Here is a 19,908-nt window from a genome sequence, read left to right on the forward strand (position 1 = left end):
CCTTCAAGCCTGCCATGCCCGCACCTTGTCTCTGAGCGTGATGGTTTCGGTCAGGACGTCGTCATGGAGCGTGTCCATGTAGTCCTGATGGACAAATTCGAGCGACAGCCGCCCGGCATAGCCGGCCGCCTTCAGCGTGGCGAGCTGCGCCTCGAAATTGATGGTGCCCTGGTGGACCTTCGTCTGCAGCGCGCCGGGCCGGGCCTGGCGCAGATGGACATGCGCGGCATGCGGCGCGAGCGGGTCGATCTCGTCCTGCCGCCAGCCGAGGCAGACGAAATGGGCGTAGTCGAGGGTGAGCTTCAGCCCGGGCACCGCATCGAGCAGGTCGAGGACGAGCTGCGGGCTTTCGAGGAAGGAGTGGACATGCGGCTCGACGGTGAGCTGCACGTCCTCCCGCTGCGCCAGCGGCAGCAGGCGGCGCAGGCTCTCGGCCGACTGCTTCAGCGCCTCGCCCCGTCCCTGCCCGGGATTGCAGATGCCGGGCAGTACGAACAGAGTGGGGATGCCGGCCAGCCGGCAGAAGCGGGCGACGGCGGCGAAATCCTGCTCGTTCCGCTCGCGATTGCCGGGTTCGGCGAGGTTGCGGTCGCCGAGCGAGGTGCCGAACAGATGGTAGAAGTTCGGCACGTCGACGCCGAGGGCCCGCACCGCCTCGGCCTCCCGTTCCGGCGCCGCCAGCACCTGCGCCCGATCGAGCGCGGGGCCGTAGAAATAGCCGAGGTCGAGCGCGCCGATGCCGATGACCCTGGACAGGCCGGCCGCCTCGGCCAGGGTGCAGGCCCGCAGCGACCACGCGGTGAGAGACAATTGCATCGCCATCACACATCCTCCATCCGGCCGGACGCCGCGGAACGGTACATCGCGTCGAGCACCTCCACCGCCCGCATGCCGACGAGGCCCGGCGAGCGATTCTCGACCGGGCGGCCGAGGCAGAGGTCGACCAATGTCGTCAGCGGCTCCTCGCAGGCATAGGCGCCGTCGCCCGGCTGCAGCGCCACCACGGTGTCGCGCCCGTCGCGGCGGCGCACCTCCAGCCGCTCGCGCTCGATGTCGAGCAGCAGCATGCCCTCGGACCCGAAGATCCTCAGATCGATCTGGAAGCCGCGATGCTTGGGCACGGTCGCCGAGCCGGACAGCGAGGCTGTCGCCCCGTTGGCGAAGCGCACCACCGCCGCGTCGTAATAGTCGACCCCCGCCGGCGAGGTGCCGGTGGCGGCGAACACCCGCGCCGGCTCGAGGTCGGCGATGCGGAACAGCAGGCCGAGCGCATGCACGAGCTGGCCCCAGCCATAGCCGCCGGCGCGCTTGGGATCGGCCCAGGTCGAGGCCGGCGGCCGGAACATGTGCCCCTCCGTCTCCTTCATCGGCTGGCCGGCGAAGAGGTCCTCCAGGGCCGAGGCCATCTGCAGCACGACATGCTCGACCGCGCCGATCTCGCCCTTGCCGACGAGCTCGCGCGCCTTGTCCGTCCACGACTTGAAGTTCCAGCCATAGGGCACGACGATCTCGCGGCCCGCCGCCCGCGCGCGAGCCACCAGGTCGCGCGCATCGGCGGCGGCGGTCGCCAGCGGCTTCTCGACGAGGACATGGCAGCCCTTGCCGAGGGCGGCGGCCGCGTGGTCGTGATGCAGGACATGCGGCGAGGCGACGACGACGCCGTCGAGCGGCACCGTGTCCAGCATCTCGCGCCAGTCCTCGAAGGCGTGGGGAATGTCGAAGCGCTGCCGGAGGGCCTCGAGCTCCGCCGCGCCGAGGCGGTTGACGGCGACGACCTCGCAGTCCGGATTGGCCTTCAGCACGGGAATATGGTTGGCGGCGGCCCACCAGCCGGCACCGATGACGCCGATACGCGCCTTCCCAATCATTTGTCGTCCTCCATGGCGTCGACGGTCGAGCGGTGGACATTGCGCAGATGCCGTTCGACCGCCCGGGCGGCGGCTTCGCCGTCGCGTTGCTCCAGCGCCGCGACGATCGCTTCATGGTCGGCGAGCGACTGCCGCAGCACTCCCGGCGTCTCCGAGGCGATGCGGCGATATTCGAAGCCGAGCAGGTAGAGCGAGCTCGACGTGCGCACCATGAAGGAATTGCCGGTCGCCTCCATGATGAGGGTGTGGAACCGCAGGTCCGAGGCGCGGAAGCTGAGCGGATCGAAGACGAGGTCCTGCTGCGCCGCCACGAGCTGCCGGAGCCGCTCGATATCGGCATCGGATATGCGCCCGGCCGCCAGCCTGGCGACGCCGGGGTCGATCAGGAAGCGGATCTCGTAGAGGGCGTCGATGTTCTCGGCGTTGAGGGTGAGGAGGAATTGGAGCGGCCCGAGCAGCTCCGCCGCATCCAGCGAGGAGACATAGATGCCGTAGCCCTGGCGGATCTTGAGCACGCCGAGGATCTGCAGCCCGCGCACCGCCTCGCGCACGCTCGGCCGGCTGACCTGCATCATCGCGGCGAGGTCCCGCTCGGTCGGCAGCATGTCGCCCGGCCTGAGATTCTTGGTGCGGATCATCTCCAGCAGCTTCTTGGCGACCTGCTCGGCGATCGAATTTCGCTCGATGGGCGGAAATTCGTCGGTCTTCGCCATGCCGTCAGTCCCCCATCGCATGGGTTCTGATCTGGTCGAGGCCGACCGCCAGCAGCAGCACGGCGCCGCGGGTGACGTCCTGCCAGAAGCTCGACACGTCGAGCAGCGTCAGCCCGTTGGCGAGGGTGCCGAGGATGAGCACGGCGAGCAGCGTGCCCCAGACGCTGCCGCGCCCGCCCTGGAGCGAGGTGCCGCCGAGGATGATGGCGGCGATCACGGTGAGAAGATGCTGGGAGGCGGCGTTGGGACCGGCGGCGCCGAGCATGGCGGCGAGGATGATGCCGGCGCAGGCGCCGGAGACCGCGGAGACGATGTAGAGCGTCACCACCGTGCGCTCGACGGGAATGCCGATCAGGCGCGAGGCCTCGGGATTGCCGCCGGAGGCATAGACGAAGCGGCCGAATTTCGTGCGGGTGAGGACCAGCCACAGCACCAGGAAGGTGGCGACCATCAGGATCAGCGGCACGGGAAGGCCGAAGAGCCGGCCGCTGCCGATCCAGTTGAAGCCGCCGACCATCAGCGGGCGCGTCAGCCCGCCGGTCAGCACCAGAGCGATGCCGGAGACGATCGACATCATGCCGAGCGTGACGATGAGCGGATTCATGCGCAGGCGCGTGGTGAGCACGCCGTTGAGGGTGCCGATCGCCGCCGCCACCAGCACCGACACCGCGGCGGCGGCCCAGATGTCGAAGCCGTGCGAATAGAGCAGCGCGATGACGACCCCGGTCAGCCCGGCGATGGCGGCGACGGAGAGGTCGAGCCCGCCGGCGACGATCAGCGGCGTGCCGGTGGCCGCCATCAGCCCCATGAAGGCGACGTTGGAACCGATCGACAGCATGTTCCGCACGCTGAAGAAGAAGGGCGACAGCATCGAGAACACGGCGATCAGCACGAGATAGAAGACGAAGAGCACGGCGACGCCGGACCACGGCTTTCCAAGCACGGACGCGAAGGCTTTGGGGCTGGCTGCTTGCGGCATGGACGCTCTCAGGCTTGCTGGAAGGCGGGGTCGGCGCTGGTGGCGGCCATCAGGTCGGCGGTGGTGGCGCCGCGCTCGAAGCGGCCGGCGATGCGGCCGCGGTCGAGCACCAGCGAGCGGTCGCCGAGGCCGGCGACCTCCTCGACGTCGGACGAGAGCACGAAGACGGCGAAGCCGCGGGCGGCGAGGTCGCGCAGCTCCGCATAGATCTCGCGGCGGGCGCCGACGTCGACGCCGCGGGTCGGCTCCTCGAGGATCAGCAGCTGCACGCCGTCGACCAGCCAGCGGGCGATGCACACCTTCTGCTGGTTGCCGCCGGACAGGGTGCGGATCTTCTGCTCGGGCCCGCGCGTGCGGATGCCGAGGCCCTGGATCCAGTGCCGCGCCTGGGCGTCCTCGGCGGCGCGCGAGACCTGGCCCCAGCGCAGATAGCGCTCCTGGAAGGGCAGCACGATGTTCTCGCGCACCGTGAGGTCGGCGATGATGCCTTCCTTCTTGCGCTCGGCCGCGACGAAGCCGGCGCCGGCCTGCTTGGCCTCCCGCGGCGAGGCCGGCCGGAAGGGCTGCCCCGCCAACGTCGCTGTGCCGGCGCCGAGCGGCCCGAGCACGCCGAACAGCGCCCGGCCCAGCACTTCCACACCGGAGCCGACCAGGCCGAACACCCCGAGGATCTCGCCGGCGCGGATGGAGAAGGAAATGTCGGACAGCTTGCCGGGAACGCCGAGGCCGTTCACCGTCAGCACGTCCTCGCCGGGGGCGGCGGCCTGGCGGGCGACGTAGAGATCGCCGACGGTGTTGCCGAGCATGGCGGTGAGCACCTCGTCGCGCGTGGTCTGCGCCGTCGCGAACAGGCCGGCATTGCGCCCGTCCCTGAGCACGGCGACGCGGTCGGAGATGTCGAAGACTTCCGAGAGGTGATGCGAGATATAGATGACGGAGACCTGCTTTTGCTTCAGGCGGCGGATGATGCGGAAGATCATCAGCGCCTCCTGCTCGGTCAGCGCCGCCGTCGGCTCGTCCATGACCAGCACCGAGGCCTCCCCCGCCAGAGCGCGGGCGATCTCGATGATGCGCTGCTCGGCGACGGAGAGGCGCTTGACCGGCGCGGCGACGTCGATGCCGCCGAAGCCGAGCTCCTCGAGCAGCAGGCGCGAGCGCCGCCGCATGGCGGCGTCGTCCACGGTGGGAAAGCCCAGGCGGCGCTTCATCGGCAATTCGCCGAGGAAGATGTTCTCGGCCACGGTCATGTCCGGCATCACCGAGATCTCCTGCGGCAGCAGGCGGATGCCGGCGGTCACCGCCTGGCCCGGATTGGCGAAGGAGACCTCGCGCCCGTCGACATGGATCGTGCCGGCATCGCGCCCGTAGACGCCGGTGAGGATCTTCATCAGCGTCGACTTGCCGGCACCGTTCGAGCCGAGCAGCGCCACGACCTCGCCGGCCTCGACCGTGAGGTCGACGCCCGAGAGGACGGCAACGCCGCCGAACGACTTTCCGATGCCCTGCATGTGCAGACGGGGCGTTGCCGTCGCCATGGCGCTACCTTTCGCACTGTTGGAGTCCGGGCGGATCATGCCGCCAGGAGCCATTTTCAATGACCCTTGCGTGTTCAGCGCGTGCAACTGGCCGATATTGCGCCTTCCCCCGATCGCAAAGGACCGGGGGCTTGTCATGCCCGGGCTTGACCCGGGCATCCAGGCCACTGAACTCGATGAGGTCGGCGCCCCCTGGATTGCCGGGACGAGCCCGGCAATGACAAAGGTCGCGTTTCCCCAAAGTTCCTCTGACTGCTTTCACGCCAGACGCGTCCTCTGTGCCTTGCGGTCTCAGTTCGAGGGGATCAGCCCCTCGAAGCCCTTGAGGTCCGGCGATTTGCGCAGCTCGGCGAGATGGGCGTCGAACTTGTCCTGCGGGAATGTGTAGGTGAAGCCGGCGTCGGTCCCGCACTTCTGGTCCTTGTAATACTGGCAGACATTGGCCTTGGTCACCATGACATGGCTGACGAGGACGGTGTCCGGCGTCTTCTTGCCGGCAAGCTGCATGAGGGCGAGAGGCACGATGTAATTGCCGTAGCGCTCGGGGAAATAGCCGACGGAGGCGATGAAGGCGGGCTCGTCGACCAGCGTCTGCACCTCGTCCGCGCCCATGCCGACCACCAGCAGATCCGCCTCGCGGCCCGCCTGCTTGACGGCGCGCAGCATGCCGGTCGCCGACTGGTCGTTGATGGCGGTCACCATGATCGGCACGCCGGCCGGGATGCGGCCGAGCACGTTGTTCATCTGCGTGAAGCTCTCTTCGAGCGTGTTCTTGGAATCGATCTTGACGACCTGTCCGACCGGGAAGCCGTCGACCGAAGCGAGGAAGCCGGCGACCTGGCCGCCGGTGCGCATGGCGGGGATGGCGCCGGACTGCGGCAGCTCGCCGATGACGAGATAGCCGGTCTTGACCTTGTCGAGGCCGAATTTGGCGATCGCCGCCTGGGCGAGATAGGAGCCGCCCATGAAGCCGGAACGCGGATTGTTGGCGCCGAAGAAGGTCGCGCCGGGCATCGGGATGTCGATGGCGGTCACCTTGGTGTCGGCATCGTTCATCTTCTGCATGATGGTGGCGCCGAAATTGGCGTCGGTCTGGAACTCGACGACATAGTCGACATTGCGCTGCAGGAAGCTCTCGGCATTGGCGAGCGCCGTCGCGCCGTCGAGGCGGTTGTCGGCGACCTGGAGTTCGATGCCGGCGGCCTTGGCGTTGGCGAGCAGGCCCTGCTCGACCTTGACGCAGAAGGCGATGTCGCGCTGCAGGTTGGCGAAGCCGATCACGAAGGATTGACCGTTGCGCGGCTTGGACACCTGGGCGGCGTCCTTGACCATGTCGCCGAGTTGCTGTGCGCTCAGCATGGCGCCGGTCGGCTTGTCCGGATCGAAGCCGTGGAAATCCTCGGCGAAGGCGGCCGAAACCGCCAGAGCCGACGACAGGAGCGCCGCGACGGATGCTCCCACGACGCGCCGCATGGCGGCGCTACGCATGACGATACTACGCTTGCTCGAACGCATCGGTCCCTCCCGTCGAATTGTCAGATCTTGTTTTTTGGCCTGACCAATTGTATGTCCGAACCGGATACCATAGGTTCCGCGGCCTGCCAAGGCAGGGCCATCGAATTCGGAAAACAGCAGCATCGCGAGACGAATCTCGTTCTGCGCACGGGATGGCCACAAGCCCCAGGGAGGACGACGATGCGCATCACCGGGATGACGCCCTATGTGCTGCGCTGGCCGGAGCCCAATGATTTCGGCCATGACCGCATGACCGTGCTGCTCGCCGTCGACACCGATGCCGGCCTGCGCGGCTGGGGCGAGGCGATCGCCATGTGGCCCGAGGCCTGCCGCGCCACCGTCGCGGTGATCGCCGACGGCTTCGCGCCGCTCCTCAGGGGGCGGGACGCCAGCGACACGCAGGGCTGCTGGGACGCCATGAAGGCGCAGAGCTGGTGGTACGGCGAAGGCGGCATCGCCACGCTGGCGCTGTCGGCCGTCGACATGGCGCTGTGGGATCTCAAGGCGAGGGACCGCGGCGTTCCCCTCGTCCACTTGTGGGGCGCCCGGCACGAGGCGCTGCCGGCTTGCGCCAGCCTGCATGTCAACCAGCCGACGATCGAGGATTCGGTGCGCGACATCGCCGCGCATTTCGCCGCCGGCTTCCGCTCGGCCAAGCTCGGCCTCGGCAAGAAAGGCCTCTCCAGGGCCGGGCGCGACCCCGATTACGACGTCGCGCTGGTCAAGGCGCTGCGTGCCGCCATCGGCCTCGACGGCGGCATCATGGTCGATGCCGGCAACGGCACGGTGTGGGACCTCAAGACCGCCATCCGCACCGTCGACCGCATGGCCGAGTACGACATCGCCTGGATCGAGGAGCCCTTCCATCCGAGCCGCGTCGCCGACCACGTCGCCCTCAAGAAGGCGGTGCCGGTGCCGCTCGCCGCCGGCGAGCGCGAATGGCAGGCCGCCGGCTACCGGCGCTGGATCGAGACGGGCGCCATCGACGTGTTCGGCCTCGACCCGGCGCGCATCGAGGGGGTCACCGGCTTCCGGCTGGCGGCGGATGCCGTCGAGAAGGCGGGCGCGACCGTGAACGCCCATGCCTGGTCGACGGCGGTGCTGACGGGCGCGAGCCTGCATCTGTCGCTCGCCTCGCCCTCGGCCCAGCTGTTCGAGCTCAAGCCGCTGGCCGGGCCCATGCAGTTCGACCTCGTCGACGAGCCCTTCTGGCACGAGGACGGCCTGGTCAGGGCGCCCGCCCGGCCGGGCCACGGCGCCGAGCCGAAGATGGCGACGATCGAGAAATACAGGGTCGGCTGAACCGCGCCCGCTCCGCCGCCCTCACGATGGCGTGACATGCAACCACGGCCGGGAAGGATTAAAACCCCTGGGTCAGCGCCAAATGCCGGCCGGCGGCTAGCCTCGCCGCTGAAGTTGTAATACTCGTCGTGTCGGGGGCGGCACGCGGTCGAGACGCCCCCGGGACACGCATTGGACGGACGGAAAAATGACGGGAGTGGCAAGAATGATATCGATGAAGTATTTCCTTCCCTTGTCGATATTGATGTTGAGCGTAGCCGGGCCCGTATTGGCGTCCGACCTTCAGTTGACGGGTGCTGAAATAAAGGCCCGCATCATCGGAAATACGGTTACCGGCGTCGATGACGGCGATACCTATCAGGAATACTACAATCCGAACGGCTCGATCGCGGGAACCGACAATACAGGTAAATATACCGGCAACTGGCGCATCGATGGCGACCAGTTGTGCACGATCTTCCAGGACACGGACAATGACGTGGTGACCGCGAAGGATTGGAACTGCTCGAATATCGGCGTCATCGGCGACCATGTGATCTGGAACGACGACGGAGACCTGTCCGACGCGAAGCTGATCCCCGGCCGCCGTTGAGCGGGGCGTTTGAGAGGAGGACGGCGGGGGGCCGTCCTCTTTGCGTTCCGGCAACGCACCGCCGGACACCGCTCGGATCGGGGCGCTGCGCTTGACAGTTCAATATGGACGAACATATTGGAGGGCATGGCAAGGCAGTCCAACCGGGAAAAGATCCTGATCGAAGGCCTGCGGGTGGTGCATCGGCACGGCTTCGCGGGGGCGAGCGTGCGCGACATCGTCCAGGCCGCCGGCGTGCCGCAGGGCTCCTTCACCAACCATTTCGCCTCCAAGGAGGCCTTCGCCCTCGAGATCCTCGATCTCTATTACGCCAACAACGCGGCGACGATCGCCGAGACCCTGCGCAACGATGCGCTGCCGCCGCTGCAGCGGCTGGCCGCCTATATCGACGCGGGCAAGAACCGCCTCAACCGCGACAACATGCGCAATGGCTGCCTGTTCGGCAATCTCACCGCCGAGGCCACCGACCAGAGCGAAGTCATCCGGCAGCGCCTGCTCGACATCTTCGCCGAGGTGAAGGCCTCCGTCGCCTATTGCCTGAAGGCGGCGGTCGCGGCCGGCGAGCTGCCGCCCGGCTTCGAATGCGACGAGGTGGCCGGCTTCGTCGTCTCCTCCCTGCAGGGCGCCAATCTCCTGGCCAAGGCCCATCGCGACCCCGAGCCGGTCGAGCGCTTCAAGCGGCTGCTGTTCTCCAAGATCCTGCGCTGATCTGGGAGCGCGGACAGGGATGTCCGCGCGCCCGGCAATTCGCGCTTGACCAAAAAAATACGGACGTCCATATTTGTGCTTTGCAACATGAATTGCGGCACCAAGGACATTTCAGATGACCATACTGGCGGCAACCGCGCCCTGCGAGCGCAAGGCCCTCGACCCCAATCGGTGGGCCGCGCTGGCGGTGCTGCTGACGGGGGCCTTCCTGGCACCGCTCGACTTCTTCATCGTCAATGTCGCCATGCCCTCGATCACCACCGGGCTCCACGCCACCTCGGCCGACGTCCAGCTCGTGATCTCGGGCTATGCGGTGGTCTATTCGGTGTTCCTGATCACCGGCGGACGGCTCGGCGACATCTATGGGCGCAAGGCGATCTTCCTGATCGGCCTGTCGGGCTTCGCCACGGCGTCGGCCTTCTGCGGCCTCGCCTGGTCGCCGTCGGCGCTCATCCTCGCCCGGCTGCTGCAGGCGCTCGCCGCCGCCGCGATGGCGCCGCAGGCGCTGGCCTCGGTGCATGCGCTCTTCCCCCCGCATGAGCGCGGCCGCGCCCTCAGCATCTACGGCATCGCCATCGGCCTGTCCTCGATCGTCGGCCAGCTCCTCGGCGGCGCGCTGGTGGGCGCCGATATCGGCGGGCTGGGCTGGCGGCTGATCTTCCTCATCAACCTGCCGATCGCCATCGTCGCCTTCCTCGCCGCCATCCCGCTGCTGCGCGAGACGCGCGGCCAGCATCGCCCCCGCCTCGACATCGGCGGCGTCGTGCTGTCGAGCCTGGCGCTGACCGCCCTCGTCCTGCCGCTGGTGGAAGGGCGGGAGCGGGGATGGCCCTGGTGGTCGGTCGCCCTGCTGGCAACCACGCCGTTCCTGGTCGAGGCCTTCCGGCGCTACGAGATCCGCCTGGCGCGCGCCGGCGGCGATCCGCTCGTCGCCATCGAGGCCTTCCGTTCCAAGGGCCTGCTCAAGGGCCTGGGCGCCATCATGACGCTCTATGCGATGGCGACCTTCTTCCTCACCTTTTCGATCTATCTGCAGACGGCGCTGGGCTTCACCGCCCTGCAGTCCGGGCTGTCGATCCTGCCCTTCTCGGCCGGCTTCCTGGCCGGATCGACCTTCAGCCCCTTCCTCGCCCGCCTGTTCGGCAAGGCGGCGCCCTCGCTCAGCTTCGCTCTGTCGGCAAGCGGCACCCTTGCGACCGCCGCCGTCATCGCCGCCTTCCCGGCTGGCGCGCTGCCGCCCTGGCCGCTGCTGGCGCCGGCGCTGGCGCTGATCGGCCTCGGCATGGGCATGTGCATGCCGACCATGGTGCGCGTCATCGTCGAGCGGGTCGAGCCGCACCGGGCCGGCCTCGTCGGCGGCCTCGTCAACTCCACCCTGCAGGTGAGCGCCGCCGTCAGCGTCGCCGTGCTGGGCGGGCTGTTCTTCACCCTGCTCGGCAGCCGGAGCGATGCGGCGGCGGTGACGCACGCCTTCGCGGTCACGCTGGTCGCCATCGCCGCCTGCCATGGCGCCGGCGCCCTGCTGGCGGCCGGCCTCGGCCAGCCGCGCACCGCTTCGGCCGGCCGGCAGGCCGCGATCGTCGTCGAATGAAGGCAATCCCCGAAAGGACCCCATCATGACAGCCAGGACGAGCAAGATCCCCGGGCCGGATCACCCCATCACCATCGAGCCGAGCGGCACCCATGTGATCGTCTCCGCCGGCGGGCGGATCATCGCCGACAGCAAGCGGGCCCTCACCTTGCGCGAATCCACCTATCCGCCGGTGCTCTACATCCCGCGCGAGGATGCCGATATGAGCCTGCTGCAGCGCAGCGGCCACGCGACCTACTGCCCCTACAAGGGCGACTGCGCCTATTACGGCATCCCCCTCGGCGGCGAGCGGGCGGCCGATGCGGTGTGGACCTATGAGGCGCCCTATCCGGCGGTGGCCGCGATCGCAGGCCACCTCGCCTTCTATCCCGACCGCGTCGACAGCGTGGAAGAGCGGCCCCTGCCCTGAAGGGACGGGTGAATCAGCGGCCTTCTCCCGTTCGGGAGAAGGTGCCGGCAGGCGGATGAGGGCCTGCACCCGGACGATGATCGCTCCGTCGTCGCGTTCTTATCGTCTAACGACAGACCCTCATCCGGCGCTTCGCGCCACCTTCTCCCGAACGGGAGAAGGAAAATCGCGCTTTCTTCTATAAAGCGGGCATCTATGGTCTTGCCGCCCGGCCGGACGGCCATAGCGGCCCTATCATCGAGACTTTTGGAAATCCCAGCATGAGCACCCTGTTTTCGCCCTTCACCCTGCGCGGCCTGACGCTGCCCAACCGCATCGTCGTGTCGCCGATGTGCCAATATTCGGCCGAGCAGGGCAGGGCCACCGACTGGCACATGGTGCATCTGGGCACCCTCGCGCTCTCGGGCGCCGGCATGCTGTGCCTGGAGGCCACCGCCGTCGAAGCCGACGGCCGCATCACCGCCGGCGATCTCGGCCTGTGGGACGACGCCACCGAGGCGGCGCTGGTGCCGGTGCTGGCGGCGATCCGCCGCCGCTCCCGCACCGCCGTGACGGTGCAGCTCGGCCATGCCGGCCGCAAGGCCTCGAGCCAGCTGCCCTGGGAGGGCGGCCAGCAGATCCCGGCCGGCCAGCCGGGAGGCTGGCTGACGCATGCGCCCTCGGCGCTCGCCCAGAAGGAGGGCGAGGCGCTGCCGCTGGCGCTCGACGAGGCCGGGCTCGAAAGGGTGCGCACCGCCTTCGCGGCGGCGGCAAGGCGGGCGGCGCGGCTCGGGCTCGACGCCATCGAGATCCACGCCGCCCATGGCTATCTGCTGCACCAGTTCCTGTCGCCGCTGTCGAACCAGCGCAGCGATGCCTATGGCGGCTCGCTGGAAAACCGCATGCGCTTTCCGCTCGAGGTGTTCGACGCGGTCCGGGCGGCCTTCCCGGCGGAAAAGCCGGTCGGCATCCGGGTATCGGCGACCGATTGGGTCGAGGGCGGCTGGGACCTCGAACAGACCGTGGCCTTCGCCCGCGCATTGAAGACGCGCGGCGTGGACTGGGTCGACGTCTCCTCCGGCGGCATCTCGCCCTTGCAGAAGATCGCCATCGGCCCCGGCTACCAGGTCGATTTCGCCGAGGCCGTGAAGACGCAGGCCGGCGTCGCCACCATCGCCGTCGGCCTCATCACCGAGCCGCACCAGGCCGAGGCGATCGTCGCCAGCGGCAAGGCCGATCTCGTCGCCCTCGCGCGCGGCGTGCTCTACGACCCGCGCTGGGGCTGGCACGCCGCCGCCACGCTCGGCGCCACGGTGGAGGCGCCGCCGCAATATTGGCGGGCGCTGCCGCACGAGCACAAGACGCTGTTCGGCGACACCCGCTTCGGCTCCCGCTGACGGACCCTCCCCCGCCGAGCGCAGCTTCGGCGGAACCGCACGCCCGCCCGGCACGTTGCCCCCGCAACGACAAAGCGTTCTATCTTCAGACCGAATCACCAAGAATCGCAAAACGCTTTTGATATCAGTGCGTTAAACTGGTGATCCGTTCCTGTTCGAACGCATTTTGCTTTAGGGGCGGCGGGAGAACCATGGCAGGGCGGCAACCGACGCAGCCGGCAGAGACGGACCGCCCCTTCGGGCCCGGCAGGCCGGGCGCCCCGTTTCCGCGCGACGTCGCGGCGCGGGCCGTCCGTCTCCTCCCTGTCCTCCTCATCCTCGCGCTGCCCGCGGCCGCGCCGGCGCAGACGGCCTCCCCGCCCCTGCCGCCGCCACGGCCCGAGACGTTCGGCCCGGCGGCGCCCCGGCCCGAACCCTTCGGGCCCGACCGGCCGCCCCACGCGATTCAGGGTCCGCCGATGCCGGCGCCGCCGGCGCCCGCCGCCGAGGGGCCGCCCGCGCCGCCGCCCCGGCCGGATGCCGCCCCCGCCGCGCCGGCGCCCGAGGCCAAGCCACCCGAATCAAAGCCACCCGAATCAAAGCCGGCCGAGGCGGCGCCGCAAGCGCCGGCCGCCCCGCCCGGCCCCGACTGCCTCACCCGCCTGCGCGACCGCGGCCTCGCCGCCGAGACGGCCACCGTGCCGGCGGACCCGGACAACCCCGCCTGCACCATCGACACGCCGGTGACGCTCACCGCGATGTCGCTGCCGGGCGGGCGCGTCGAGCTGCCCGACCGGCCGACGATCGCCTGCACCACCGCCGAGACCTTCGCCGACTTCCTCTCCGGCTTCATGGCGCCGCTCGCCAAGGGCACCTATGGCGACACCATCGTCTCGGTCGGCACCGGGCCGGGCTTCGAATGCCGCCCGCGCGACGGCGTCAAGGGCGCCAAGCTCAGCGCCCACGGCCAGGGCCTCGCCATCGACGTCGCCCAGTTCCGCCTGTCGGGCGGACGCACCTACCATGTCGGCGACTTCGCGGACGAGCGCGACCGCGTGTTCGACCGCGCCTTCCGCGCCGGCGCCTGCGGCTATTTCCACACCGCCCTCGGCCCCGGCGCCGACGCCTCCCACGCCACCCACTGGCACATGGACCTCGAACCGCGCGGCACGAGCGGCACCTCGCGGTTCTGCCAATAGGGCGCATGTGGCGGCTGTGCGGACGTCCCATCCATAGGCGTTGACATGCGAGAACGGGCCACCTTCTCCCGAGTCGGGAGAAGGTCCCGGCAGGGGGATGAGGGTCTGGACTTCGACGCAGATAGCTCGATAGTCCCGCTTTAATTGTCGAGATTTAGACCCTCATCCGGCGCTGCGCGCCACCTTCTCCCGCATGGGAGAAGGAATTGCGCCGTTTCTTGCGAATTTTGCGTCTATGGGAGCCCCACAAAAACGCCGCGCCCCGCCTTGCGCCGCCGCCCGGCCCGCCCCACAGTGGCGCAAAACAAAGCGAGCGGGAGGGAAGCCATGCAGCCGAACCGGGTGAAGGCCGCGGTGATGACGGGGCCGGGCCGCATCGAGACGCAGCATTTCCCCTATCCCGATGCCGGCGAGGACGGCATGGTGATCAAGCTCGAGCTCTGCGGCCTGTGCGGCACCGACAAGCACACCTACAGGGGTGAGACCACGCAATATGGCGGCACCCCGGCCGAGACCTCGACGCCCTTCCCGATCATCCCCGGCCACGAGATCGTCGGCACCGTCGCCGACATCGGCAAGCGCGCCCGCACCGGCCTCGAATATCACGGCCAGACCCTCGCCATCGGCGACCGGGTGGTGATGTGCCCGGATATCCTGTGCGGGCGCTGCTATTACTGCCGCAACTTCCACGGCTTTCCGCTGTGCGAGAACATCCGCGGCTACGGCAACCACTACACCTCCACCGAGGCGCCGCATCTGATGGGCGGCTGGGCCGAGCACATCTATGTCCGCCCCGACGCCTTCGTCTTCAAGGTGCCCGACAGCATCGACGCCGACATCGCCGTGATGACCGAGTTGATGGCCGTCACCTACAATCTCGACAAGGCCAAATCCTTCTATTCGATGGACGGCGAGGGCTTCGGCTCCGGCGCCTCGATCGCGGTGCAGGGCGTCGGGCCGATGGGCCTGCTCCACGTCTTCAAGGCGCGCATCATGGGCGCCGGCGACATCGTCGCGCTCGACCGCTCGGACTACCGCCTCGCCATGGCCCGGAAGTTCGGGGCCGACCATACCATCAACGTCACCGGCCTCGCCCCGGCCGAGGTGGTGGCCCGGGTGCGCGACCTCACCGAGGGCCGCGGCGCCGACCTCGTGCTCGAATGCACCGGCGTGTCGGAGGCCATCCCCCAGGGCATCGAGATGGGCCGGCGCGGCGGCATGTACATCGTCGCCGGCGTCTTCGCCGATGTCGGCACGGTGACGCTCAACCCCCACCACATCGCCGCCCGCCAGCTCCGCCTGATCGGCCTATGCAACCACCCGCCGACGGGCTATGTCAACAGCCTGAAACTGCTGGAGAAACACCAGCACGCCTTCCCGCTGCGGGACTTCGTGACCCACCGCTTTAGCGTGGGCGACGCGGATGCGGCAATGGCCCAGGCGATGAAGCTGGACGAGACGATGAAGGTGGTGATCACGCCGTAAGGGGGAGAGGAAATGCGCAAGCCGCCCTCGACGTCTCGTTCACCTGGTCCACGTTCTCGTGCGGGGGCGACCATGACCGGTCCGGCCAGCGCCAGGCCGCCATCGGCGTTTCGACCCTCGCCCCGTGAAGGAGGCGACGAAATGCTGGCCGTGATGGACGACGAGCACGGCTCGTTTCGATCCACGCCCCCGTGAAGGAGGCGACTGCGTGAAGATCGCCCAGTCGCGTTGCGTAAACGCCTTGTTTCGATCCACGCCCCCGTGAAGGAGGCGACCCGAGGCGATCGTCGGCGTCGGCCTTGGCGGAGTAGTTTCGATCCACGCCCCCGTGAAGGAGGCGACAGGGGCAGGCGATTGGCCCGACGACGGCGCAGGCGTTTCGATCCACGCCCCCGTGAAGGAGGCGACCGCCTTGTGCTAATGCATTATGCAGCCGCTGAAAATGGCGCAGCACGCGCGAACTTGGCGCGCGTGAGCATCGCCGTGAAGCGGATCCTGCCATATGTTGAGGAATTCTTCCGCGATTTCAAGGGTCTAGGACCCGCGCGAACCTGCCGGCGAAAACTGGCACGCTTCAGGTTCGCACAGGCGGATTCCTGCCTCAGACGATCAGCGGGCCGCCGAGATCGGCCGCCGGCTTTGCACCGACATGCTCGACCCGCCTTTGCCAGTTCGCGCCGAGATAATAGTAACGCAGACTGTCGTGTTCCGGCTTGATCAAGCCTTCGAGCTTCGCCTTGAGTTTGGTCCATTGCGCCGGATCGACCTCGATCTCGAAAACCGAACCCGCTGTTCAGTTGAAGCGGAGCGCGCGTCATTCCGGCTGGAGCGGAGCGCAAGGCCGGAACCCATAACCGCAGCCCTGGCAGAACAGCGGTTATGGGTTCCGGGCTCGCCCTTCGGGCGCCCCGGAATGACGATGCGGGCAACTCTAAAGCCGCCACCCCTCCCCCGGGTCTCAGAGCACCTCGATCACCTCGACGCTCTCCGGCACGGCGCCGCGGTCGACCGCGACGTCATAATCCTCGAAGCGCCGCGCCGGCGGCAGATTGTCGAGCCGCCTGTCGAGGGGGTCGTAGAGGTCCCCCTCCATCGCGCGGCGCACCTTCACCGTGGAGAACAGGGCCTGCGCCGGCGCGTTGCCCAGCGCCGAATCGTGCTTGAAGGCGACGATGCGCCGCGCCGACATCTCGCCGCGCGCGGCCGAATGATCGTGTTCGAACATCGCCTTCAGCGCTTCGAAGAGATGATCGAGGTCGGCCTGGCCGAAACCCGTCCGCTCCGCCAGCTTGGCGCTGACGAAGATATGGGCGCGGTAGAGGCCGTAGGGCACGATGTGCTTGCGGCCCATGGTGCGGTTCTCGGTCCGCCCGTCGGTGTCGCCCACCTTGTCGCGATCGGCCTTCTCCTTCTCGTTGGTGGCCGCCATGCGGGTGATGGAGATCTCCAGCGGCATGATCGGCTCGACGGAGGTGGCGAAGGCGACCTGCACCGGGCCGCGGACCTGCCCGGCATTGATGCCGGTGCTCATCACCGCGCCGAAGGTCCGCACGTCGAAGAAATTGTCGCACATGAACCTGGTCAGCGCCCGGGCTTCCGCCTCGCCTTGCGGGTTGAGCGATTTGTCCTTCGCGACCTTCTCCGTATCGCCGCGGATGGCCTTGTAGGCCTCGCGATGCCTGTCGTTGAGGATGGCGCCTTCCTGCACATAGATGCGGTAGCCGGGCTGGTCGCCCCTGGCGAGTTCGGTGTAGTTGCGGATCTTGCGCTTCAGGGAAACGTCGCTGACCAGGCCGTGATTGGTTTCCGGGTCGAGACGCGGCATGTTGCCGGCGTCCGGATCGCCGTTCGGATTGCCGTTGGTGACGTCGAAGAGGAAGACGATGTCGTAACGATGGGCGAGCGCGGTCATGCCTGCGGTTCCTCGGATTTTTCCGCCTTGCGGAAGAAGTCGTTGCGCTGGTGGTAGTAGCCGAGGGCGAAGAGCCCCTGCTGCTCGTCCGGCAGATGCGCCGGGAAGGGATCGCTGCCCGGCGTCATCAGGTCCATGAGAGCGCCGAGCTGCTTCTCGAAATTGACCTGGCGGCCCTTGTTCTGCTTGCCGATCTTGGAAAGGTGATTGGCCGAGCCGGAATCGAGCAGGTGGAAGACCCGGCGCGGCTGGGCGGAAGCCGCGCCGTAGAACTTGTCCTTGATCGTGGCGTTGACGCCGGTGCCGAGGGCCGCCGCCTGAATGTGTTCATAGAGGGCGAACAGCCGGCCGAGCAGATAGCCCGGCTGCGTGTTCGCGAGGTCGAGGGCCACGGGAACCTCCATTTTCTTGTTTCGGATCAGGATGGATTTGAGGATGGCGACGCGCAGCGCATTGACGTCGTGGTCGGCGCGCAGCCGCATCAGCAGGGTGGAGAGGAGCGTCAGCGGATAGGGCGTTCCCGTCAGGATGGCGCGCATCCATTCGCCGGCCAGATTGGGCTGGATATTGTCGCTCTTGTGCTGGGGAGCCGTCTCGATCAGCATGCGCCACATCGAGGGCGTCTCGTCCTTGGGCGGCGGCTCGATACGCATCCGCTCCATGTGGCGGAGATAGCGCTCGGCGATCACGCCGAACTCGTCCTCCAGATAGAAGCGCACCGAGAGCCGTGCTGCGTTGGGCGCGAGGCCGAGCACGAAGAAGCGCACATTCTCCGGCAGGTCCGGGCGAAAATCCTCGACCGGCCGGCCGGCGCGCAGCTTGGCGAGGAGCGCCTCGATCCGCTTTTCGCCGATCCTCTCGGTCCCCTTCTCATCACCGGTGAAGAAGCCGAACAGGGCCTCCGCCTCGGCCGCCGCCGTCTCGGCGGCCTCGGCCCAGAACACCGTCGAGGCATCGCCGATCTGGATACGGTGACCGCTGTCCCGCAGGAGGAAGCGGTTGAGCGCCGAGGTATAGGCGAAGGCCGCGGCTTCCGATAGAGGCGCGTTGTCGCCCTGTTTATGGCCATAGGAGGAGAAAGCATCGAGATTGAAGGAAACGATCGAGGCACCCGCGGATTGGGCGCCCCACACGCCTTTGATCGCCGGGTGCAGCCGTGCCACGGGTCCTCGCTCGCCGGTGACGAGGCACACAGCTTGGTTTTTCTCGCCGGCGGCGGCGATACGGGTCCACAGATCGCGGGCGGCCGGGCGGCTGTGAATATAGACACCATCCAGGCGTTGGCTCTCCAGCGCGAAGACGACGTTCTGGTCCTTCATCTCCTCGGGCCATCCGAGTTCGGCGAACCGCTCCGGCGACCACGCTTCGAGAAAGCACAGGAGCGCCCGCAGGCCCTCGTCGTCGGAACCGGCGAGCCATTCCCGGTGATAGGCGACGAAAGCCGAGTGTTCGAGCACCGTGCGCTTGCCCTCGCCGGCGGTGACGCCGAGGACATAGGCCGTCTTGTCCCAGAGGAAGCAGGGCGCGATGCCCGACGCGCGCTTCGGCGGCTGTGGCACTGCCAATGCCCGAGCGATGCGCTTGCGGCCTTCCCCCCGCCGGAGGTCCGTGGGGATCCCCACGACGCTGCCGTCGAGGTTGAGAGAAATCACGAAGCCGATCTTTTCTGGACTGTAGCCATAGGCCGGCACCTCGCCGCGGGCGGCCATGCGGTCATAGGCGCGGACCAGGGAAGCGAGCGCGCTCATCGCCGGATCTCCTTCGAGCCCGGAGGCGGCACACGCAGCACGCCCTTGTCCAATTGGGCACGGAAGAAGAGCGAGGACCGGTCGCCCGCATGGTCGATGTCGTAGAGCATGAAACCGAGGTCGCGGCTCTCGTCGATCGCCGGAGGCGACAGCGCCCCCGGCTCGATCAGTTCGAAATGGGCCGGAAATTCACGCGTGCCGAGACAGGGCTGGTGGAAGCACTGCCCTTTGCGGGCGCGGCGGTTGAAGGTGTCGAGATGCTTGGCCGCATTGTCGTCCGGCCCGGCCTTCGGCGTCATCTCGAAACGCGCCGCGATCACATAGGCGACATCCGACAGGACGCTGGACGCGCGCTGCTGGCGGTTGTCCTCGACGACGAGCATGAGATCGCCGATCTCGCCCGTCCGCATCGCCGTGCCGACGGCCCGGGCCGGCATCTTCGCCCCGACCTCGTTGCGCCGGATCGACTGGAAGCGGATCGGCTTGAGGACATGGATCTCCTCGACGATCCACCGGATCGCCGGCTTCCAGTGGATGGCTTCGAGGATGCCTCGTGCCGCGGAAGGTGTCATCACGTCATAGGAGACGCGTTCGACCTTCATCTCCGGGCGCACGAAGAGCCCCCACCTCCCGGAAACGAAGAGACGCACACCGTAAGACATGGGTACAACCCCCCTCTTTCTTGTTAAGACTTTTCATAGAGAGCACGTCAGATCGCGGTATCAGGAACAATTAAATCTAAAAATATAATATATATTTCAATAATTTCGTTCTGGTCGCGCAATTTCAAGCTTTTCACATGAAAATTTCAATTATTATTTCGATCCACATCTTCGATCGGAAGATGACTTGTGCAAAATTTCGTCTTTATAATTAAAAAATTAGGCTAAAAATATACCATAATCAGCGCCATGTCACCCAAATTCTTATTTACCGTCACGATGAGAAAATTGAATTGACATTTCTTATCATAAGAACAATTTTATTTTTGACAAAT

At 67.5% G+C, this 19,908-nt stretch carries 17 protein-coding genes and 1 pseudogene; 8 read left to right on the forward strand and 10 right to left on the reverse strand.

The annotated features are described in order from the left end of the window. Positions 1 to 3 precede the first annotated feature (3 nt). The 6 genes from J3R73_RS28155 to J3R73_RS28180 all read right to left on the reverse strand — a co-directional run bounded on the left by J3R73_RS28155 (position 4) and on the right by J3R73_RS28180 (position 6,610). On the reverse strand, positions 4 to 822 hold the full coding sequence (locus J3R73_RS28155; protein ID WP_307435168.1) for a sugar phosphate isomerase/epimerase family protein: 819 nt from the start codon (positions 820 to 822) through the stop codon (positions 4 to 6). After that, positions 822 to 1,868, reverse strand: coding sequence for a Gfo/Idh/MocA family protein (locus tag J3R73_RS28160; protein ID WP_307435169.1), 1,047 nt, complete (start codon positions 1,866 to 1,868; stop codon positions 822 to 824). Before J3R73_RS28160 ends, J3R73_RS28155 begins: the two co-directional genes overlap by 1 nt. Further along, on the reverse strand, positions 1,865 to 2,581 hold the full coding sequence (locus J3R73_RS28165) for a FadR/GntR family transcriptional regulator (RefSeq protein ID WP_307435170.1): 717 nt from the start codon (positions 2,579 to 2,581) through the stop codon (positions 1,865 to 1,867). Before J3R73_RS28165 ends, J3R73_RS28160 begins: the two co-directional genes overlap by 4 nt. A gap of 4 nt (positions 2,582 to 2,585) precedes the next feature. Then, positions 2,586 to 3,560, reverse strand: coding sequence for an ABC transporter permease (locus J3R73_RS28170; RefSeq protein ID WP_307435185.1), 975 nt, complete (start codon positions 3,558 to 3,560; stop codon positions 2,586 to 2,588). An 8-nt stretch (positions 3,561 to 3,568) separates the two neighbouring features. Further along, entirely contained in the window at positions 3,569 to 5,095 is a 1,527-nt protein-coding gene (locus J3R73_RS28175) for a sugar ABC transporter ATP-binding protein (RefSeq protein WP_307435186.1), read from the reverse strand. Positions 5,096 to 5,386: 291 nt separating this feature from the next. Next, the gene (locus tag J3R73_RS28180) at positions 5,387 to 6,610 is read right to left on the reverse strand and encodes a sugar ABC transporter substrate-binding protein (RefSeq protein WP_307435187.1); all 1,224 of its coding nucleotides are present in this window, start codon (positions 6,608 to 6,610) and stop codon (positions 5,387 to 5,389) included. 180 nt (positions 6,611 to 6,790) lie between these two features. Here J3R73_RS28180 and J3R73_RS28185 point away from each other — a divergent pair, with 180 nt between their 5' ends. The 8 genes from J3R73_RS28185 (at position 6,791) to J3R73_RS28220 (ending at position 15,251) form a co-directional block, all read left to right on the forward strand. Continuing rightward, positions 6,791 to 7,912: a mandelate racemase/muconate lactonizing enzyme family protein gene (locus J3R73_RS28185; RefSeq protein WP_307435193.1), complete on the forward strand. Its 1,122-nt coding sequence runs from the start codon at positions 6,791 to 6,793 to the stop codon at positions 7,910 to 7,912. 214 nt (positions 7,913 to 8,126) lie between these two features. After that, complete coding sequence (locus J3R73_RS28190) at positions 8,127 to 8,504, forward strand: hypothetical protein (protein WP_307435196.1); 378 nt, start codon at positions 8,127 to 8,129, stop codon at positions 8,502 to 8,504. Positions 8,505 to 8,630: 126 nt separating this feature from the next. Further along, positions 8,631 to 9,212, forward strand: coding sequence for a TetR/AcrR family transcriptional regulator (locus tag J3R73_RS28195; protein WP_307435199.1), 582 nt, complete (start codon positions 8,631 to 8,633; stop codon positions 9,210 to 9,212). 115 nt (positions 9,213 to 9,327) lie between these two features. Next, on the forward strand, positions 9,328 to 10,803 hold the full coding sequence (locus J3R73_RS28200; protein ID WP_307435202.1) for an MFS transporter: 1,476 nt from the start codon (positions 9,328 to 9,330) through the stop codon (positions 10,801 to 10,803). A 25-nt stretch (positions 10,804 to 10,828) separates the two neighbouring features. Continuing rightward, a complete protein-coding gene (locus tag J3R73_RS28205) occupies positions 10,829 to 11,212 on the forward strand; it encodes a DUF427 domain-containing protein (RefSeq protein WP_307435205.1) in 384 nt (127 codons plus the stop codon). Positions 11,213 to 11,472: 260 nt separating this feature from the next. Then, the gene (locus J3R73_RS28210; RefSeq protein ID WP_307435208.1) at positions 11,473 to 12,588 is read left to right on the forward strand and encodes an NADH:flavin oxidoreductase/NADH oxidase; all 1,116 of its coding nucleotides are present in this window, start codon (positions 11,473 to 11,475) and stop codon (positions 12,586 to 12,588) included. Positions 12,589 to 12,779: 191 nt separating this feature from the next. Next, complete coding sequence (locus J3R73_RS28215; RefSeq protein WP_307435211.1) at positions 12,780 to 13,766, forward strand: extensin family protein; 987 nt, start codon at positions 12,780 to 12,782, stop codon at positions 13,764 to 13,766. Between the two features lie 327 nt (positions 13,767 to 14,093). After that, positions 14,094 to 15,251, forward strand: coding sequence for a zinc-dependent alcohol dehydrogenase (locus tag J3R73_RS28220; RefSeq protein WP_307435215.1), 1,158 nt, complete (start codon positions 14,094 to 14,096; stop codon positions 15,249 to 15,251). A 601-nt stretch (positions 15,252 to 15,852) separates the two neighbouring features. On the opposite strand, the pseudogene J3R73_RS28225 reads toward J3R73_RS28220, so the two are convergent. The 4 genes and pseudogenes from J3R73_RS28225 to cas5c form a co-directional block, all read right to left on the reverse strand. Next, a pseudogene (locus J3R73_RS28225) lies at positions 15,853 to 16,035 on the reverse strand (CRISPR-associated endonuclease Cas2); the annotation flags it as partial. A 174-nt stretch (positions 16,036 to 16,209) separates the two neighbouring features. Beyond that, a complete protein-coding gene (gene cas7c / locus J3R73_RS28230; RefSeq protein WP_307435217.1) occupies positions 16,210 to 17,163 on the reverse strand; it encodes a type I-C CRISPR-associated protein Cas7/Csd2 in 954 nt (317 codons plus the stop codon). Continuing rightward, positions 17,160 to 18,911: a type I-C CRISPR-associated protein Cas8c/Csd1 gene (cas8c, locus tag J3R73_RS28235; protein WP_307435220.1), complete on the reverse strand. Its 1,752-nt coding sequence runs from the start codon at positions 18,909 to 18,911 to the stop codon at positions 17,160 to 17,162. The genes cas7c and cas8c overlap by 4 nt, the downstream gene beginning before the upstream one ends. Further along, complete coding sequence (gene cas5c / locus J3R73_RS28240; RefSeq protein ID WP_307435223.1) at positions 18,908 to 19,573, reverse strand: type I-C CRISPR-associated protein Cas5c; 666 nt, start codon at positions 19,571 to 19,573, stop codon at positions 18,908 to 18,910. The genes cas8c and cas5c overlap by 4 nt, the downstream gene beginning before the upstream one ends. Positions 19,574 to 19,908 lie beyond the last annotated feature (335 nt).

The sequence above is a fragment of the Labrys monachus genome, from assembly GCF_030814655.1.
In the GTDB taxonomy this organism is placed as follows: domain Bacteria; phylum Pseudomonadota; class Alphaproteobacteria; order Rhizobiales; family Labraceae; genus Labrys; species Labrys monacha.